Annotated in this window: 17 protein-coding genes and 1 other annotated feature; of the genes, 3 read left to right on the top strand and 14 right to left on the bottom strand. The window is 51.7% G+C overall.

Going from position 1 to position 18,583, the window contains the following annotated elements:
* Window positions 1–147: 147 nt before the first annotated feature.
* Together EVJ24_RS12055 and trmB are read right to left on the bottom strand one after the other, a co-directional pair.
* Window positions 148–657, bottom strand: a complete 510-nt coding sequence (locus tag EVJ24_RS12055; RefSeq protein ID WP_236633357.1) for a hypothetical protein — start codon at window positions 655–657, stop codon at window positions 148–150.
* A gap of 105 nt (window positions 658–762) precedes the next feature.
* Window positions 763–1,410, bottom strand: a complete 648-nt coding sequence (gene trmB / locus EVJ24_RS12050; protein WP_070329420.1) for a tRNA (guanosine(46)-N7)-methyltransferase TrmB — start codon at window positions 1,408–1,410, stop codon at window positions 763–765.
* A 136-nt stretch (window positions 1,411–1,546) separates the two neighbouring features.
* On the opposite strand from trmB, the gene cydS reads away from it, so the two are divergent.
* Window positions 1,547–1,657: a cytochrome bd oxidase small subunit CydS gene (cydS, locus tag EVJ24_RS15595; RefSeq protein ID WP_438802343.1), complete on the top strand. Its 111-nt coding sequence runs from the start codon at window positions 1,547–1,549 to the stop codon at window positions 1,655–1,657.
* 45 nt (window positions 1,658–1,702) lie between these two features.
* On the opposite strand, the gene EVJ24_RS12045 is transcribed toward cydS, so the two are convergent.
* From EVJ24_RS12045 to pepV, 6 genes are read right to left on the bottom strand one after another with little or no spacing between them, the layout of a single operon-like run.
* Window positions 1,703–2,497 (bottom strand): phosphotransferase family protein, encoded by a 795-nt coding sequence (locus EVJ24_RS12045; protein ID WP_070329440.1) that lies wholly within the window; start codon window positions 2,495–2,497, stop codon window positions 1,703–1,705.
* 50 nt (window positions 2,498–2,547) lie between these two features.
* Window positions 2,548–4,713: a type I pullulanase gene (gene pulA, locus EVJ24_RS12040; RefSeq protein WP_201740376.1), complete on the bottom strand. Its 2,166-nt coding sequence runs from the start codon at window positions 4,711–4,713 to the stop codon at window positions 2,548–2,550.
* A 17-nt stretch (window positions 4,714–4,730) separates the two neighbouring features.
* Window positions 4,731–5,570 carry an NERD domain-containing protein gene (locus EVJ24_RS12035; protein WP_071397856.1) on the bottom strand — a complete coding sequence of 280 codons (840 nt, stop codon included), beginning with the start codon at window positions 5,568–5,570 and terminating at the stop codon, window positions 4,731–4,733.
* Window positions 5,540–6,115 carry an RNA 2',3'-cyclic phosphodiesterase gene (gene thpR / locus EVJ24_RS12030; RefSeq protein ID WP_131441472.1) on the bottom strand — a complete coding sequence of 192 codons (576 nt, stop codon included), beginning with the start codon at window positions 6,113–6,115 and terminating at the stop codon, window positions 5,540–5,542. Before thpR ends, EVJ24_RS12035 begins: the two co-directional genes overlap by 31 nt.
* 6 nt (window positions 6,116–6,121) lie before the next feature.
* Window positions 6,122–7,273 carry an MFS transporter gene (locus tag EVJ24_RS12025; protein WP_236637646.1) on the bottom strand — a complete coding sequence of 384 codons (1,152 nt, stop codon included), beginning with the start codon at window positions 7,271–7,273 and terminating at the stop codon, window positions 6,122–6,124.
* A 59-nt stretch (window positions 7,274–7,332) separates the two neighbouring features.
* Window positions 7,333–8,718, bottom strand: coding sequence for a dipeptidase PepV (pepV, locus tag EVJ24_RS12020; RefSeq protein WP_131441470.1), 1,386 nt, complete (start codon window positions 8,716–8,718; stop codon window positions 7,333–7,335).
* A 306-nt stretch (window positions 8,719–9,024) separates the two neighbouring features.
* Here pepV and EVJ24_RS12015 point away from each other — a divergent pair, with 306 nt between their 5' ends.
* On the top strand, window positions 9,025–9,246 hold the full coding sequence (locus EVJ24_RS12015) for a DeoR family transcriptional regulator (protein WP_083274163.1): 222 nt from the start codon (window positions 9,025–9,027) through the stop codon (window positions 9,244–9,246).
* 98 nt (window positions 9,247–9,344) lie between these two features.
* Here EVJ24_RS12015 and EVJ24_RS12010 read toward each other — a convergent pair whose 3' ends face one another.
* Together EVJ24_RS12010 and EVJ24_RS12005 are read right to left on the bottom strand one after the other, a co-directional pair.
* Entirely contained in the window at window positions 9,345–10,055 is a 711-nt protein-coding gene (locus EVJ24_RS12010) for a pseudouridine synthase (RefSeq protein WP_071397860.1), read from the bottom strand.
* A complete protein-coding gene (locus EVJ24_RS12005) occupies window positions 10,045–11,751 on the bottom strand; it encodes a putative polysaccharide biosynthesis protein (RefSeq protein ID WP_071397861.1) in 1,707 nt (568 codons plus the stop codon). The genes EVJ24_RS12010 and EVJ24_RS12005 overlap by 11 nt, the downstream gene beginning before the upstream one ends.
* A 140-nt stretch (window positions 11,752–11,891) precedes the next feature.
* On the opposite strand from EVJ24_RS12005, the gene EVJ24_RS12000 reads away from it, so the two are divergent.
* On the top strand, window positions 11,892–13,169 hold the full coding sequence (locus EVJ24_RS12000) for an NAD(P)/FAD-dependent oxidoreductase (RefSeq protein WP_131441469.1): 1,278 nt from the start codon (window positions 11,892–11,894) through the stop codon (window positions 13,167–13,169).
* A 153-nt stretch (window positions 13,170–13,322) separates the two neighbouring features.
* Here the strand turns inward: EVJ24_RS12000 and EVJ24_RS11995 are convergent, their stop codons facing one another.
* The 4 genes from EVJ24_RS11995 to EVJ24_RS11980 all read right to left on the bottom strand — a co-directional run bounded on the left by EVJ24_RS11995 (window position 13,323) and on the right by EVJ24_RS11980 (window position 18,522).
* Entirely contained in the window at window positions 13,323–13,832 is a 510-nt protein-coding gene (locus EVJ24_RS11995; protein WP_131441468.1) for a hypothetical protein, read from the bottom strand.
* A 14-nt stretch (window positions 13,833–13,846) separates the two neighbouring features.
* Window positions 13,847–14,938 carry a hypothetical protein gene (locus EVJ24_RS11990; protein WP_131441467.1) on the bottom strand — a complete coding sequence of 364 codons (1,092 nt, stop codon included), beginning with the start codon at window positions 14,936–14,938 and terminating at the stop codon, window positions 13,847–13,849.
* Window positions 14,939–15,055: 117 nt separating this feature from the next.
* Window positions 15,056–17,458 carry a leucine--tRNA ligase gene (leuS, locus tag EVJ24_RS11985; protein WP_131441466.1) on the bottom strand — a complete coding sequence of 801 codons (2,403 nt, stop codon included), beginning with the start codon at window positions 17,456–17,458 and terminating at the stop codon, window positions 15,056–15,058.
* 42 nt (window positions 17,459–17,500) lie between these two features.
* Window positions 17,501–17,718, bottom strand: a binding site (T-box leader).
* Window positions 17,719–17,775: 57 nt separating this feature from the next.
* Entirely contained in the window at window positions 17,776–18,522 is a 747-nt protein-coding gene (locus EVJ24_RS11980) for a bacteriorhodopsin-like (RefSeq protein WP_131441465.1), read from the bottom strand.
* Window positions 18,523–18,583: the final 61 nt, after the last annotated feature.

Genomic DNA, 18,583 nt, shown 5'->3' with positions numbered 1-18,583 from the left:
TTATCTCTTTCGACGTAAACAGCTTCTTCGACATCTCAAATCCACTCCCGATATGATTTAGTTCAGTGTACACAAAAACCCTGAGCAATAGACTTTTTTTAGTGTCTATTACTCAGGGTACAGTTTAAAGAGCCTCTCGGCTCTTTTTTAACGTGGATTATCGTTTTTCTCATAAATCGGATTCATGTAATCTGTTGTCGAGTAGAAGCGTGGTACGACGAAGAAAAGAATGAGCGCCGGAACCGCGATTAAGAGCAACATGATCAAGACCGGCAACCAGTAGATGATCTGTTGACCGAGCATGTCAATGTTCGCGTCCGAAAACTCGGTCGCACCTTCGACTTCGACAAGGTCAGCCGTCGTGAGAATTTTGTTGTCCGTCGCATCGTAATAATGGAACTCCGTCTTACGTGTGATGAAGATGCCGTCACGTACCGTATCGAGTTCGACGACCGCCGCGATGACTTCGTTGCCGTTCGAGTGCGTGAGCGTCTCTTCTTTGACGATCTTAGCCGTTCCTTCTTTATAGTCGTAATGCGTCGCTTTCAAATCCTCTTCGAGTGCGTCTAAGAACGCCTCGTTTGCCGAGGTATTGAGTGGTGCGATTGTTAGAATGAAGATTACTGCAAGCAGGCTTGCCCATGCTTTTTTCAACATCCCCATATTCCCCCTTCTCTAATTCCAATTTAGCGTCATTACTATTGTACCAAGAAGAAAGAAAAAAGTGTGAAGAAAATGCTATCAAAATAAGAAAAAAGCGTGTCAAATTTTCGGGCGGAATGCTGCTTCCATCCGGTAGATCGGCTGACCCATGGCGCTGAAGCGCTCTTCGTACTCGGTACGAACGTTGTCACCCGGTTCGTTTGCGTGCAAATCGAGTGAAATATCCGTGAAGTACATGCCGTATTGGCTCATGCTCTCGAGCGAATATTCGAACAGTCCCCGATTGTCCGTTTTAAAGTGGATTTCGCCCCCGCGAGGCAGAATCGCTTCGTATGTGGCGAGAAACGTCTTATACGTCAAGCGGCGCTTCGCATGTCTCGTCTTCGGCCAAGGGTCCGAGAAGTTCAAGTAAACGCGGTCGACTTCCCCTGCTTCGAAGTAATCGACGAGTTGCTTCGCATCGACGGTCAAGACGCGTACGTTCGGCATCGGCGTTTCGACGAGTTTTTGGACGATCGAGACGGCAACGCTCTCGAATAGCTCGATGGCGATGAAGTTGGCGTCCGGGAACTGTTGGGCCATCCCGAGAACGAATTGCCCTTTCCCAGAACCGACCTCGATAAAGAGTGGATTGTCGTTACCGAATTCGGTTTTCCAACTCCCTTTCAACTGTTCGGGATTCGTGATAAATACATGTTCTTGGGCTTGCATGTAGTCTTTAGCCCAAGGTTTATGGCGTAAGCGCATTGAAATCCTACCTTTCGTTCATGAAATGTTCAAGTTTCTGCTGACTGAGCCGCTTCACGCGAGCAGTCCCCTTGCGATTATACACGAAATCATTGTTTAATGAACATGAATCATCCCTCACAAGGAGGTTAAATCAATGAGCACGTTAGATCAATTCTTAATCTTTTATGCGGCCCCGCTCACGTTTTTCGGCGCCGTCATCGCTACGTTCGTCTGGGCGTACTTTATGAAACCTGAAGATGTCTGATGTATATCGAAAGGGATGACTCACATTCGTGAGCCATCCCTTTTTTCATTGCGTCCGTTCATCCGCTTCGTCGAGAAGCTCACGAAGCACGGTCAAACCTTCAGCTCTTGCCATGGCGCTCTGTTCACCATAGATGGTCAACACCGTCTGGGCAATCGCGTACCAATGCATCCGGTAATGAAGATCGGCGGTCAGCGTGATCCCGTAATGGCTGAACCACTCTTCCCAATCGACTTCATCGACATAGCTATAGACGACCATCGCCAAATCAAACGCGCGATCCGCGATAATGGCGTCGTCCCAATCGGTCAAATAAAGAAGGCCCGACTCATCCTCAATCCAATTATTGTGATTGAGGTCAGAGTGACAAACGACCAGTTCGCGCTCGTCATCGGGCAGCCGATGGTCTGATAACCAACGGACCGCCTCATCGATCGTCTCATCTGCCTCATCTTGCTCATAGGCGGCACATTGCCGGTACAACAGTTCTGAAGTGACCGGTGTATGGTTTAACTGCTGTAACATGAATAATAGCTCTTTCGAATGATGGATCTTTCCGAGTTGCGCCGCCACTTCGGAACGCTCCATGTCGGCAGGCGATAACTCGCGACCTTCGATGAACTGTTGGGCACTGAGAACGTCTCCGTTGAACATCCGCTTCGTCCACAATAGTTTCGGGACGATGCCTTCGGCGGATAGAATTGCTAAAAATGGAGACGAATTCCGTTTGACAAAGATTTTTTGTTGGTGCGTCGTCGCTACGTACGCTTCACCCGTAATCCCGCCTGCGGAAGCCACTGTCCACTCTTCACCGAGGGCACCGATTATATCTGAATACATGTTCATCACGCTCAAATCTCATTGGAAGTTAAAAAGATACAATCACAATATTAACACGCGATAATCGTCATTGACAACGACTCGACTTGAATCTGACTCGGGTTTCGAACAATCGGTGTCAAACTCGCCTTATCCCCTTGCACGTATACGTTCCAGTCGCCTTCTGCTTGGAACGTCACTTGCTCGAACGTCCCGTTCAAATACACACGCACTCGCTGCCAAGCATCGTAAGAATGGCTTGCTGTCAATTCGTAAGCGATCACACCAGGCGGCGACGGGAGAAACTTGAACTGCTCGACTACTTTTTGCCGGGTATCATATCGGAAACACGTGTGGCGCCGGCGTAACTTGAGCAGCGTTTTCACATACTCCACTTCTGTCGCCCGACTGTCACGAAGGTCCCAATCAAAATGATTGATCCGATCAGGGGCGTTGTAGCTGTTCTCTACGCCTTGTTTCGTTCGACCGAACTCTTGCCCGGCGTGAAGGAACGGAACGCCTTGTGACGTGATGACGATCGCTGTGGCCAGCCGTTGCATCCGTAACCTCGTCGTCTCATCCGTATCCTCACAAGCGAGCAGCAATTTATCAAACGTCGTATAGTTATCGTGCGCTTCCACATAATTGATCGTATATTGCGGACTCGGGAACCGACCGACGGTGACGTTCGGAATCTGAACGGCACCGGTGATGCATTCACGAAGTTCCCACTCCCGCCATTCGTTCCCGGATACGAAGCCGCGCTCGCGCTCGTTGAACGATGAACCTTTCAGCGCATCTCGCATCATGTCGTTAAAATGACCAATTCGTGGCATATGCGCCGCATTGTGGGAAGACGCCTTCAAGGACGGACCGAGCGGTGTCGCCAAATCCCAACCTTCTCCATAGATCAAGATAGACCTGTCGACTTTATCAAGCGACGTCCGAACTTGGTTCATCGTTTCCACATCATGGATCCCCATCAAATCGAATCGAAAACCGTCAACTTGATACGTCGTCGCAAAATAAGTGATGCAATCGACAATCATGCGACGCATCATATACCGTTCAGACGCTGTGTCATTCCCGACACCGGTACCGTTTGCGACCGTTCCGTCGTGCTCATACCGGAAATAATAATACGGCACGAGCGCTTCGAGCGACGACTGTTCACGAATGAACACATGGTTCATGACGACATCGACGACGACGCGCATCCCGGTTTTGTGTAACTCATTCACCATTCGGGCATATTCGAGCACTCTTGTTGTCGGGGCGCTTGGGTCTGAGGCGTAGCTCCCTTCTAAAGCGAACCAATGAATCGGGTCGTACCCCCAGTTATAAGGCATGCGTGTCAACTCGTCGACGCTGCCGAAATCATGCACCGGGAGCAATTGCAAATGTGTGACGCCTAACTCTTTCAAGTAATCGAGACCGGCACTCTTGTCTCCGGTCGTCCGAATCCCAGTTTCGACGATGCTACCGTACAATCCGTTTAGCCGGCTAGTCGAAGCGGGGTGGCTCGTGAAGTCGCGGATATGAAGTTCGTAGATGACGGCATCAGTCGCTTTTCGGAGCGGCGGCCGTAACACCGGTTCAACGTGTTTCGCAATCTCGGCTTCGACATCGACCAATACGCCAAATTCGCCATTCAGGCTGACGGCTTTCGCGTAAGGGTCGACGATATCGTTCGTTTCGACCGGTGTTTTGACTTGAAGACGGTACAGTAAACCTTCGTAACCTTTTGGCACCTCGGCATGCCAGACGCCGCGGCTACCACGCGTCATCCGAAATCGCTCGATTTCCCGATGCGTGTCTTCATCATGCACCGTCACCCAAATCGAGAAAGCGACAGGTGACCAGACGAATACGTCAATCACATTTATGCCAAATAAGAGTCCGAGCGGTCCATCGTAGGCGTATCTGCGTTCAAATTCATTCGTCTGGACGATTTCTCTCGGGATGACCACGATTGTTTTATGTCCAGGATGAAATACGGTATAAACCGATTCCAGCGTTACCGGGCGTGCGAGACGGATGTCCCGTTCAATCGTCCCGGCCTCAGTTGTTCTTTCTTCGAGCACCACGTAAGTGACAGGGCGCCCATTTTGTTCGATTTGTACTGGAATGGACTCATATTCGGCAATGACTTCGAGTCGAACCGTCTCAAATGAGAGGAGCGTTGCCCGCTCGATTGTCACATGCGTTGTAGCCTGTTGGTCAGGTGTGTGATACATACTCGTTCCATCCTCTCCTACTGATCCAAAAATTGTCGAAACGGCATCTGTGCTGTCGTATCTAGAAGTTTCGCCACATCTCGAATTTGTTGGGCTTTAACGATGGATGCCCTCGCATTGACTTGTTTCATCCATTGGTCGTAATCCGACCGTGAAACAAACTGGGTCGCGCGTGTCTCCGGCACATGATCGAAATAGCCGTTCGGAGCCAACGCCACTTTTTGGATGACCCCATCATAGGACGGAAGAAACTGCCTTACGATTTCTTCGGTGCGTGTCAATGCGATGAGCGGATTGACTACACGTTTATTTTCCCCTTTGAGTGGTTGATGAATCCAAGTCTTCTGTTTCGATACGTGATAGATGCTGCGGTCACCTTCAAGCCATTCAACGAGATAAATATGCGACGGCCCAACGATGATATGGCTTAGTTCAACCATGGCCCCGTTCCACTCGACGACAGGACGATACATGAAAAAGTGATGCTCGTTCCATTCTGTGAGCATATGCCGATAACTATAGTCCCGCAAAAAAGCTAATAGTGGCATATCCGCTTCTGTTGCCCCTTCGCACGCAAATTGAAGCTTTTGGATGCGGCGTCGGTTTGTGAGCAGCGTTTGAAATTGTTTTTCCGTCAACGGGTTCGCTTCGAGTTCGATGCGCTCCGTACGACGCCAAAATTTCCACCACGGGTTTTCAAACTCCATTATTTCCGGCGGAGTTAGCCGATTCGAGTCGTAGAGTCTGCGCATTCGCGCCGTATCGGATTCGATATACTCTTGAAAACGATTGAATTGATCGAGCATGTTCCGTTCATATTTAGAAATTACGTCAAAAATTTTAATCGGGATCGCCATGTGTCCTCCTCTGAATGCGCTAGCGGAAATACTTCAACTGCTTCATAGGCAGGAGTCTGTGTCGGATTGATTCGATAGAGCACTACTTCTGTGATCGCTTCTTCCACGTCAAACGAAGGTGCGATATAAGGGATCCGCTCGCCGGTATCCCACTTCTTTGCAAGGGTGACGTGTGCTGCGAACGGTTTCCGATCGATTGCTGAAATCTCTTCTGCCAATTTGCGCCGAAGCGTACTGACGAATGTCGAAAGCGCTACAGACGGATTCGGGATGATTGTCAGCACGCGCGGACGATCGGGTCTCCCAAAATGATCAATCTGCTGAAAACGTAACGTGAATGGCGCCGTTTCGTGCGCCACGTCTCGAGTAATCTCTTTGACTGCCTCTACTTGGTCATCGTCTAATGCCCCTAAAAATTGAAGCGTCAAATGAAATTCCTCTGGTCGATAAACGCGGCGATAGGAATAAAACGGTAAGATGTCCCGTTGGATTTGTTCAAACTGTCGCGCTTCGATTGGGAGCGCTATAAAATAATGTGTCGACATCGCTCGTCATCCTTTCTCACGGAACCGTCTCAGTCCCAAGAATAAAATCGCGCCGATGACACTGACTGCTGTGTACATCCAAAATACACCGATAATGCTGTCTACTTCAATGATAATCCCGCTCAACTGATTGAATGCGGCCGTCGCCAAGCCCGATGTGACAGCCATATAGACGCCAATCGCTGTCGAGGTGACGTTTAAGCTGACGAGACTTCGGACAAACTGAAGTGCAACCGGAATGAGCAATCCGACGACGAGTCCTTGGACGATGGCGAGCAACCAAACGACCCACAACGACGGTTCGAGTGCGAGCCAACCGTTCCGAAGCGCTGAAATCAAAGCTGCCCCAGCGAGTACGTTGACCGTACCTAAGCGTGCGACAATTTGATGCGCCACTTTCATAAACGGGATCTCACAGAGCACCGCCACTAAAAACAACGTCCCGACGAGCGTCGTTGAGCCGCCGATGCTCGTCACATAAATGCCAAAGTAGTAGTTATTTGCGTAAATCGGACCAAAGACGAGCATGCCGCCGACTAAAAAAGCCACGAACGGCGCATTCCAAATGGCTGACCAAGCGAACGGGGCGGCTGTCGTCGTATGAGTTACACCCGTATCCGTAATTTGCTTCAAGGCGACGGTTCCGACGACGAGCACGATCGCACTAAGTAGAAACGTACTCGATAACCCCCATGACGTATCCGCAATCCGGCCGATCATGAAGACCGCGATGGCAAACCCGGCCGAGCCGAACAAACGGATGGCTCCGTAATCGATTTTAGCGCGGGACGTGTAATCGAGCGTCATCATATCGACGAGCGGAATGTGGGCACATTGAAATATCGACCAGGCTACCATCAACAGAATGATCCAGACGTACGATGTCGCAAATAAAAATGTGATCGAGATCGCCGCAGCCGCAATCATGGCTAACATTAACCAGGCGCGGGTTCGGCCCGTTCGGTCGGCAAGCATGCCCCAGAGTGGTTGTACACCAATCGATAAAATGGGCAAGATAGCGACGATCGTCCCGACCTCACTCGGTGACAAATCAAAACGTGCTTGTGAGAAGAACAAGGTCATGTATGGGATGAGGGCGCCTTGTGCGAAAAAGATGGCGACATAAATCGATTGAAACGATTTTTTTTGCTGGTTCACGTTCAACTTCCTTCCTAACAGACAGAGAGCCGACCGATGCAGTCAGCTCTCAAAGGTTATTATTTAGCGAGCTCGTAAATTGCTTCCGCATAGATTGCGGCCGCACGTAATAAATCTTCAACTTCCATATACTCGTCGACCTGATGAGCGACATCTTTCGCTCCCGGGAACAACGCGCCGAACGCGACGCCGGCTTCGAGCGAGCGGGCATACGTACCGCCTCCGATTGCCATCAGGTGCGCTGATTCACCAGTTTGGCGCTCATAGACGCCTGCTAATGTTGTCACGAGCGGATGGTCTTCCGAAACGTGGTGTGGCGGCATATGGTGTTTTGTCGTCAATTCGAAACCGAATGACAACGCGATTTCTTTCAAGTTTTGCAGACGTTCCGTGAACTTCGCCGTATACGGGTAACGGATGTTGACCGTCGCCATCCGCTCCGTGTCGTTGTAGCGGAAGACGCCACCGTTGATCGTCAAATCTCCGGTCTCGTCGCTCGCTTCAATACCGAGCGAGATGCCACGTGAGTCCGCAAAGACGTGACGGACGAACTCGATGTAGCGCTCACCTTGAATATCGAGCGCGAGCGTGAGCAGGAAGCCTGCGAGCACGTAGGCCGCGTTCACCCCGTTGTCTGGTTCCATCGCGTGGGCCGCGACGCCTTTTATTGTGAACGTGTACATCCCTTCTTCAAAAACACACGTCCCGTCCGCTTCATACTTCTCGAGATACGCCTCGAATTGGTCTTCGAGCACTTCATTCGTTTTCAACACTGCTGTCGCAACGTCTGGCACCATGTTCGGGCGTTCCCCGCTGATGAACGAGACGAGGTGATGGCTTGTTCCTTGGACGCGCTGGATCGGAAGTTGCTTGAGTACGCCATCGTATAGACCTTTCTCGGCGTTGATGATCGGGAAATCGGCGTCAGGCGCAAATCCATACGTTGGCATCTCTTCTTGTTTGAAGTACTCACGGACGCAACGCCACTCGCTCTCTTCGTCACAGCCCGCAATGAGCCGGACCCGTTTCGATAGTGGCAAACCGAGCTCTTTGACGATCCGCAGTCCGTAATAGGCAGCCATCGTCGGTCCTTTATCGTCATTGCTGCCGCGCGCAAAAATTTTGCCGTCGGTGATTGTCGGGTTGAACGCCCCATATGTCCACCCGTCCCCGGCCGGTACGACATCGAGATGGCACAAGATGCCGACGAGTTCTTCACCTTCGCCGTATTCTAAATGTCCCGCATATCCGTCGACATCCTTTGTGATAAAGCCGTCACGTTGACCTAGCTCGAGCATATAGTCGAGCGCTTGACGGACTTCTGGACCGAACGGCTCGTTCGGTCCTGTTTTCGATTCGTCTAACACGCTCGGGATTGTAAGTAATCCTTTAAGATCGTTTAAAAACGCTTCTTTTCGTAAGTCGACTTCTTGTCTCCAGTTCATGTCAATCTCCCCTTTGCGAATGTTCTCTCCCTTATTAGTATATCCAAATGTCAGAAAGACGAACATTTATTTCGAAAATAATTTTTCGTTCGTCTTTAAGCTCTATAACCGATGATTTACAGTTCATTCATTCGATATTTACGTTCATAACATGTTCTTTACATTGAAATCGTTCGTTCTTTTCTCTTGCTTTTCTGTTTAGGAGCGTTATACTTAAGATGTAATTTTAGAAAATAACAATTTCATATTTCATTCGTCGTCCGTCGGTTTCGTCTTTCACCATTCTACGCATTGGGAGGTCATCCAATGAAAGGTTCAACAGATCGTATGCTAACCCGTATTAAGTCGATTTATTTATTTATCAACGAAAGGGATTGCGTTACCACTTCAGAACTAGTAGAAGAGTTCGGCATCACATCACGCACTGTCCAGCGTGATTTGAACGTACTTGAATACAACAATCTTGTAGAAAGTCCGAGTCGCGGCACGTGGACGTCATCGAAACGTTCACTGAAGACGGCAAATTGAATATAATTACAAGGGGTTCCGCGAGCGGGGCCTCTTTTTTTACATAAAAAATGAGACCGGATGCCTTTCTGACATCCGGTCTCACTTTTCCCCCTGATTCATGACAAAAACTGTTCGACTTCTGCTTCAGTCAGTTCACGGTATTCACCAGGCTGTAACGATTCATCGAGTTCGAGCGGTCCAATTTGGACACGTTCGAGCTGTTCGACGTGCTTACCGACCGCAGCGATCATCCGCTTGACCTGATGATACTTCCCTTCCGACAATGTCAGGCGAACGACCGATTTTTGGCCCGTCTGACTGAGCACTTCAAGACGCGCCGGTTTCGTCGTGTATCCGTCCTCGAGAGCGACTCCTTCCGCGAACGTGCGGATGTCCTCGACCGTCATCTCACCGTCGACTTCGGCGATATACACCTTGTCGACGTGTTTACGCGGTGACATGAGGGCGTGGTTGAACGCGCCATCGTTCGTGATGAGCAGCAGGCCCGTCGTATCTTTATCGAGACGACCGACAGGAAACAGCTCGTAATGGGCGTAAGCCGGGTCGATTAATTCGATGACCGTCGACTCAACTTTGTCCTCGGTCGCACTGATGACACCAGCCGGCTTATTCATCATCAAGTAGACGAACGGACGGTACTCGACCGGCTCACCGAGCACGGTGACCGTCTCACTGTCCGTGTCGACGTGACGTTTCGCATCTTTCACAGGTTGGTCGTCGATTCGAACCGCTCCCTGTTTTAATAACAGTTTCACGTCTTTACGTGAACCATAGCCCATATTGGCTAACAACTTATCAATTCGCATTATTTTTCCTCCGATATTGGAATCGTTTTCCTAACAGTTTCCCGGCCAAGTGGCTTCTCCATCCGAGATAGCCATACACGACGAGCCCGATCCCGAAGCCGACGACGGTCGCCACGATGTCATTGCTCCAACTCGGTTGGTCATTCAGCGTGACGAACAACGACCCATACACCGCAACGAACATTGCCGCGCCCATCGCAAACATGAGGATCGTGCGACGTAACAGTTGTTTGTATGGGAACTGAAGTGCCCGTTGAATCTTCCACACCATGAGGATGATCGCCACGATGTATCCGGCAATCGTCGCATACCCGGCGCCGATGCCGCCGAGCGCGTACACGAACGGGACGTTCAAGACGACTTTCGTCAAGAGCCCCATCGCTGTCGCGAAAATCGTGAAGTATTGTTTATTGATTCCTTGCAAAATTGCCGCAGCGACCGAGTAATAGGCGAGGAAGAATGCACTCGGTGCGTAATGGAGCAAGTAGACCCACCCTTCCCGGTCACCCGGGAAGAGCGTCCCAAACAACGGCTCTGAGAGCGCGACGAGTCCGATGACGGCTGGAATCGTCACGAAGAACGATACTTGGAAAATATGATTGACTTGATTGCGGACTTTATCCATGTCCCCGTGTGTGAACGATCGGGTGACGAGTGGAATCGTCGCCATCGACACACTAGCCGCGATCGATACCGGGATCAAAACGATCTTGTGGGCGTTACCGGTCAAAAAACCGAACGCCGACGTCGCCTCAGCCACCGATTTCCCAGCGTTGAGCAGCGTGTTGACCATCGTCAACTGATCGACGAACTGGTAGAGCGGTGTCGACAAGCCGACCATGACGATCGGAATCGAGTAGCTGAGCAATTCGAGCAAGAGCGATTTCATCGAACGGACCGGTGTTCCTTCAGGGTTGTCGGTCTGTCGATGAATGTCTTTTCGTTTGCGCCAGTACATCGCGAGGACGACGATACTCCCGATCGCACCGATGAACGCGCTGAACGTCGCGATCGTCACGGCGAGCACTTTCAATCCATTCAGTTCCGTCGTCTCGACCGCCGCCGTTCCGCCGAGCGTGTCAGCAAGCGGACGGACGAACTCCGAGTCTGAGAAGACGAACAAGACGAGCATCGTTCCGCTGAGCAAGAACATGATGCGTACGATCTGTTCAATGACTTGTGAGATGGCCGTCGGGGCCATATCTTGATGTCCCTGGAAATAACCACGGACCATACTCATCGCCGGGATGAGCAAGAGCGCAAAACTGACGCTTCTTGTGACGAGCGTGAGTGAGTCGATATACTGTTGATTATTTTCCGAATTGCGGACCATGAGCTCCGACAACCACGGAGCGGCAAAAAAGAGTAAGAAAAAGGCGACGACACCGGTCAAGAGCATCAGCTTCATCCCTTGCCGGAACAGCCGTTGACTCGTCCCATACTCGCCGAGCGCGTTATACTTGGCGATGAATTTTGAGACGGCAACCGGGATCCCTGCCGTCGAGATGGCGATCATGAGCGCATAATACGTATATGCCGCTTGGTATAACGTAACACCGGCAATCCCGACCATCGCTTGGAACGGGAACGTGTACAGCAGTCCGAGCGCTCGGGAAATCAAGTTCCCGGCTGATAAGAGCAGCGTTCCTTTGACGAAGGATTCTCGTCCTGAATCTTGTTTGACGCTTGATGACATGAGATACCTCCATCTATTCATACAACGTTTGAAATGTCCTAGTTTTACAAAACAACCGTTTCTCATTATACTCTTACTGTTGCGGATAATAAAGTTACGATAATTTTACTAGTCGATTTGAAACAGAAACGAGGGATACTATGATGAAAGATGTCATCGTCATCGGAGGAGGCCCAAGCGGCCTGATGGCGACCTATGCAGCCGCAAAAGCCGGGGCGAACACGCTCCTGATTGATAAAGGTTCTAAGCTCGGGCGTAAACTCGCCATTTCCGGCGGAGGACGTTGCAACGTCACGAACCGGAAACCGGTCGACGAGTTGATTCAGTTCATCCCTGGGAACGGCCGCTTTTTGTACAGCGCCCTCACCCAGTTCGATAACCAGTCCATCATCGATTTGTTCACGGGTTTCGGCATCCCGTTGAAAGAGGAAGACAACGGCCGGATGTTCCCGGTGACGGACAAGGCCCAGGACGTCGTCAACACGCTCCTCCGCGCCATTGATTCGCTCGGGGTCGAGATTCGGAAGAACGCGAAAGTGAAGACGCTCCATTTTAATGAAGCAAATGAGTTCGAGGCGGTCGAGCTAGAAGACGGGGAACGGATCGAGGCCAAAGCTTGCGTCATCGCCGTCGGCGGACAATCCGTCCCCCACACCGGCTCGACCGGTGACGGTTACCCGTGGGCCGAGAAAGCGGGGCACACGATCACAGAACTATTCCCGACCGAAGTGCCGATCCTCTTGAACGATTCGTTCATCGGGACGAAACAGTTGCAAGGGCTATCGCTTCGTGACGTCGCACTCACCGTGCACGGTAAAAAAGGCAAGCCGATCAAGACGCACCGCGGCGACATGATCTTCACCCACTTCGGGATTTCGGGTCCGATCGCACTCAGATGCAGCCAATATACGATCAGAGAACGCAAGCGCAGCAAAGAACGGGTCGTCGCACTGTCACTCGACTTGTTCCCAGACATGGCGCGCGACGAGCTCGTTCAAGAGTTGTGGAACCAAGTTCAAGCTCAGCCGAAACGCGCCGTCAAAAACGTCTGGAAAGGGTTCATCCCGGAACGGATGCTCGACCTCCTCTTGGCTGAACTCGCTTTCGGCGAAGAGGACGCGAGCCAGTTGAAACGGCAATCAGTCATCGATTTCGCGACGCATCTTAAGACGTTCGAACTGCACGCGACAGGTACGCTCGACTTCGATAAGGCGTTCGTCACGGGCGGTGGTGTCTCGGTCAAAGAGATCGCCCCACAGACGATGATGTCAAAAAAAGCAGACGGTTTGTTCTTCGCCGGCGAGGTGCTCGATATTCATGGATACACGGGCGGCTATAACATTACGGCCGCTTTCACGACCGGCCACTGTGCCGGGTCACATGCGGCGGAATTCTCCACAGTCCAGCCGACAACGTAAACGGTCGACATCGGGCTACTGCGGACTCGACTTCAATTTTATGTTAGGCAGAGCGCCTTAAGGCCATCGAACATAAAAAAAGATGAACCAGATCGCTGTTTACGATTTGGTTCATCAACAACCTGAGAGCGTGGTCCTAGTGACCACGCTCTCTTATTTTTCTGCCATTTGGCGACGGACCTCAGCCTCGAGTTCCGGCTCCGGTGGCATCCACCCTTCAGGCTTCATGACTTTATTGTCTGACGCGCGCAGGATCGGCAATCCGTCCGGGCCGAGTTTCGCCATGTTGGCACGCTGGACGATTTCAAACAGCGGCACCGGGTCGAGCCCGAGCTCGACGAAACTCCCCATCACGAAATAGAGTGCGTCCGTGAGCGCGTCCCCTTGACCGACGAGCCGGTCGACGTCGTTCGTCGGCGGCGCTTCTTGGAGCGACTTGTGCACGGCTTTCTCAAACCCTTGTTGGAACGTCGCGACGGCTTGTAAAAACTCGTCTTCCGTACGGGCCGACTGGTGTAAAAATTCAACGACCGCTTCTTCTGCGGTCCAGACCGACCGTTTCACGGCCCGGTCAAGTTCGAGCGGGCTTGGCACGCTTGCTTCCGGGTGACCGAACGTTTCGTGAAACTGACGTACTTCTTCATAAAAATAACGTTTACTCATTTGATCCGCTCCTATCAGTCGACCGAGACGAACGCGTCAAGGTCGAACACGTCTGGTCGTACGATTGCAAAAATTTCATTGTCTTGCAAGAACATGCCGGTCGAACCGTAGACGCGAGGCGTCACCATTTGACCATTCATCGTCCCTTCGCCTGGGTTGATCGTGTATAACACGAGTTCTTCCGAATCAAGGACGTAAATCCGTCCTTGCCGTTCGACAAGACCGACCCCACGGAACTTCTCAAACTTCTGTTGAATCGAGGCGCTCATCCCTTCCGTCGTGAGCGGCTTGCGTGATTCAATCGTCCACTCCGTCAACGGTTCGACGTCTTCTGTTTCTTCCGTTCCTTTCGATTGAAGTGCCTCGTCTTCCGGAGAGACAGCATCCGTCTCGATCGTTTCTTCAGCCGATTGGGTCGGTTCATCCGTTGCTGGTTCGGCTTCCTCATCCGGTGTCGCTTCGGCTTCATCCGGCGTTTCCGCCTTCATAATCCGTTCTTGAACGTAGATGAGTTCGATATCCGGTGCCGCTGCCGTGCGGTTCATGATGATGAGCCGTTCCGTCTCTTGGTCGTACCCGAGCCCGAACAGCCGATCGGTCGAAACAAGCCCGCCGATTGCTTTTCGTTCGCGCTCCATCCAACGTCCTTCTTCTCGCTCGATCGTCACGATGACACCGGTCGATGTGACGGCATAAATTTTATCTTCTGCAATCATACGCATCCCGATAAAGTCACCGAGCGGGAACGATTGATTCTCGGTCGCGAGCTTGAGCGAAGCGTTCACTCGATTCGCGTTTCCGCTCACTTCAAAGAAGTCGTTATCTTTCGTCAAGACCAAATAAGCCCCGATCGTGTCGCTATAGTAAACCTCGTCAATATTCTGTATTTGTTCGAGCGCATCGGTCGTATCGATGTCTTCTTCGTCTGGCGAGGCTTCAACCGGAGGCATCGACGTCGCTTGATGACTCGTTTGAATCTCAATCTTTTCAAATGTCGCAGCGATTTGGCTTTGAATGTCTTCGTCTGAAAAAACGAACACGTAACAAAGAATCACGCCGACCACGACCGCAAACAATGTCGTGTACAGTACGTAAGATCGTTTCATGGACGCTTAGTCCCCTTTATATTCAGTGTCGCCCTTTAGTGTAACAAAACCGCCTCAAAAAGAAAACGGCATCCCCAAAAAGAAAGGAACGTGTGACAATGTCACACATTCCTTAACTTATCCTACGACGATGTTGACGAGTTTACCTGGGACGACGATCACTTTACGGACCGTTTTTCCTTCAGTGAACTCTTGTACACGCTCGTTCGCGAGTGCCTCCGCCTCAAGTGCTTCTTTTGAAGCGTCGCGCGTCACGTGCATCTTCGCCCGGAGCTTACCGTTCACTTGGATGACGACCTCAATCTTATCGCTGACGAGTTTCGACTCGTCAAACGTTGGCCACGCCGCATACGTCAATTCTTCTGCCATCCCTAGACGCTCCCACAATTCTTCAGCCAAGTGTGGTGCGACCGGAGCGAGCATCTTGATGAAGTTGACCATCTCTTGCTTCGGTAACGTGTCTTGTTTGTAAGCTTCGTTGATGAAGACCATGAGTTGCGAGATCGCTGTATTGAAGCGAAGTGCCTCATAATCTTCCGTCACTTTTTTCACCGTCTGATGGTACGTGCGCTCAAAGTCGGCCGTCGCAGCGACGTCTTCGAGTTTCGCTTGTTCGAACAAACGCCAGACACGGTCGAGGAAGCGACGTGCCCCGTCAAGGCCGTTCGTCGACCACGCGATCGCCGCATCAAGCGGTCCCATGAACATCTCATAGAGACGAAGCGTGTCGGCACCGTGTGATTTGACGATATCGTCCGGGTTGACGACGTTGCCTTTTGATTTCGACATCTTCTCGTTGTTCTCACCGAGAATCATGCCTTGGTTGTAAAGCTTTTGGAACGGCTCGTTCGTCGGGACGATCCCGATGTCGTAGAGCACTTTGTGCCAGAAACGCGCGTAGAGCAAGTGCAGGACCGCGTGCTCCGTACCACCGACGTACAAGTCGACCGGGAGCCAGCGTTTCAACTTCTCAGGATCGGCGATCATGTCTTCGTTATGCGGATCGATGTAGCGGATGTAGTACCAGCAACTGCCGGCCCATTGCGGCATCGTGTTCGTCTCACGACGACCCTTCTCACCCGTCACGGGGTCTGTGTACGTCAACCACTCGTCTGCGTTCGCGAGTGGTGACTCGCCTGTGCCTGACGGCTTGATCTCATCGATGATCGGAAGTTCGAGCGGAAGCTCTTCGATCGATACCGTCTTGAGCGTCCCGTCTTCCATATGAACGATCGGGATCGGCTCGCCCCAATAGCGTTGACGGCTGAACAACCAGTCACGGAGACGATACGTCGTCTTCGCCCGGCCCGTGCCGGCAAGTTCGAGTTCTTCGATGATCTTGGCGATGGCATCGACTTTATTGAGACCGTCGAGCGCTCCTGAGTTCACATGTTCGCCGTCTTCCGTGTAAGCCGCCTCATCCAAGTTACCGCCTTTGACGACTTCACGGATTGGGAGGTCAAACGTCTTCGCGAACTCATAGTCTCGCTCATCGTGGCCCGGTACGGCCATGACCGCACCCGTGCCGTATGTCGACAAGACGTAGTCAGCGATCCAAATCGGAAGTTGTTCCCCGTTGACCGGGTTGACCGCATAAGCGCCCGTGAAGACACCCGTCTTCTCTTTGGCGAGGTCAGTCCGCTCAAGATCGGTCTTCTTCGAGACTTCTTCCGCGTACGCTTCGACCGCGACGAGTTGTTCCGGCGTCGCGATCGCTTTGACGAACGGGTGCTCCGGCGCGAGTGTGACGTACGTCGCTCCGTAAAGAGTATCAGGCCGCGTCGTGAACACGGTAACGACTTTATCGTGCCCGTCGACTTTAAAGTCGACTTCGGCGCCGACCGATTTTCCGATCCAGTTGCGTTGCATCTCTTTGACGCTCTCTGGCCAGTCGAGTGTTTCTAAATCATCAAGCAACCGCTCCGCGTAATGCGTGATGCGGAGCACCCACTGTTTCATCGGGACGCGGTAGACCGGATGGTTCCCACGTTCAGACAATCCGTCGATGACTTCCTCGTTAGCGAGTACCGTACCGAGGGCCGGACACCAGTTGACCGCCACTTCGTCGACGTAGGCGAGGCCACGCTCATAGAGCTGCGTGAAGATCCATTGCGTCCACTTGTAGTATTTCGGGTCGGTCGTGCTGATCTCACGGTCCCAGTCGTACGAGAAGCCGAGGTCTTTCAACTGACGGCGGAACGTCCCGATGTTACGCTCCGTGAACTCGCGCGGGTCGTTTCCTGTATCGAGGGCGTACTGTTCGGCCGGAAGACCGAACGCGTCCCAACCGATCGGGTGAAGGACGTTATAGCCTTGCATCCGTTTCATACGGGCGATGATATCTGTCGCCGTGTAACCTTCCGGGTGACCGACGTGAAGTCCGGCTCCTGACGGGTAAGGGAACATGTCGAGGACGTAGAAACATTCCTTGTCCGGGTCTTCCGTCGTCCGGAATGACTCTTTCTCTTCCCAACGTTTTTGCCATTTCGGCTCGATGTCTTGATGTTTAAAATAGCTCAAAATTATTCCTCCTCTGCATAATAAAAAGCCCTCCGCCCCGGTAAATGGGACGAAAGGCTTGAAAGCTCTCCGCGGTACCACCCATGTTGCATGTCTGCCACTTGAGACGCCGGTAACGAGGCGTAACTTCGGTTCACCCTACTTTTAGTTCAGGCGAACAGCTCCAAGGCGAGTTCTCGCGGTCCATATACCGGTTCACACCAACCACCGGCTCTCTAAAATATCGACCCTACGATACTATTCCTTATCAACGCAATTTTTATCTCACTTCTTCATTCTAGCGCAAGATAAAAATCCACGTCAATGTGAACTTACAATCACGTTTTAATTTGTTTGAGCGTCGAGATCGTTTTCACTGCGAAGAAAGCGATTAATCCGAATCCGACCTTGTTGACCAAGTCGGCGACGTTGTAGATGAGCTCACGCACTAACTGAACCTCTACCCCGGTCGCGAACAGGGTGACCGCGTAACCGATCGGGTAAATCGCCCAACCGATCAAGATGAATAGGCGCATGTTGAGCAGCGCTTTCCGAATCGGTGCCGGCGACGATTCCGCCGCTTTCGTGACGTTCGTGAACAGCAAGTAGATGATATAGATCCAGGCCAAACAGCCGACTAGATAGCCCCACAATCCAAGTTGCGTGAAGCCGCCGTTCAAGTTGATCGATGATTCACCGAGATATCCCGAAACGATCATAATAATGTCGGCGACGATCAATTTCGTCAGCAGTCCCGACTTCATCTTCCCTTTCAAACTGAGGAGAAGCGGGAACTTCACGAGCAAGAGCGGTGTCGTCACGAGCCAATCGATATAACGAATCTCGGTTGGAAAACCTGTGATCTCAGACAACAGTCCCGAATCACCAACGGCGTCCTTCATGAAATAGTAATGGATGGCAGCGACAAACGTGACCAAGGCAGCGACCGTGGCGACAGAACGATATTCCGGGTCAAGGCTGTTTCGTTCCACTAAAAAATAGAGCGTCGCGGCGGCCATCCCGACAAATCCGACCCAAAACATGTATTGGGTCGCGAGCACGAGTAAATTGACTTCTTCGTTCATGGTGTACATCCCCTCATCGGCTAGAAACAGGAAACGACGGAACGATTATGTGAAAGGATCC

Origin of the sequence: Exiguobacterium sp. SH1S21 (genome assembly GCF_004337175.1) — a bacterium.
Classification (GTDB): domain Bacteria; phylum Bacillota; class Bacilli; order Exiguobacteriales; family Exiguobacteriaceae; genus Exiguobacterium; species Exiguobacterium aurantiacum_A.
The sequence above is the reverse complement of the archived record's forward strand: the minus strand, read 5'-3'. Positions and strand labels throughout refer to the sequence as shown.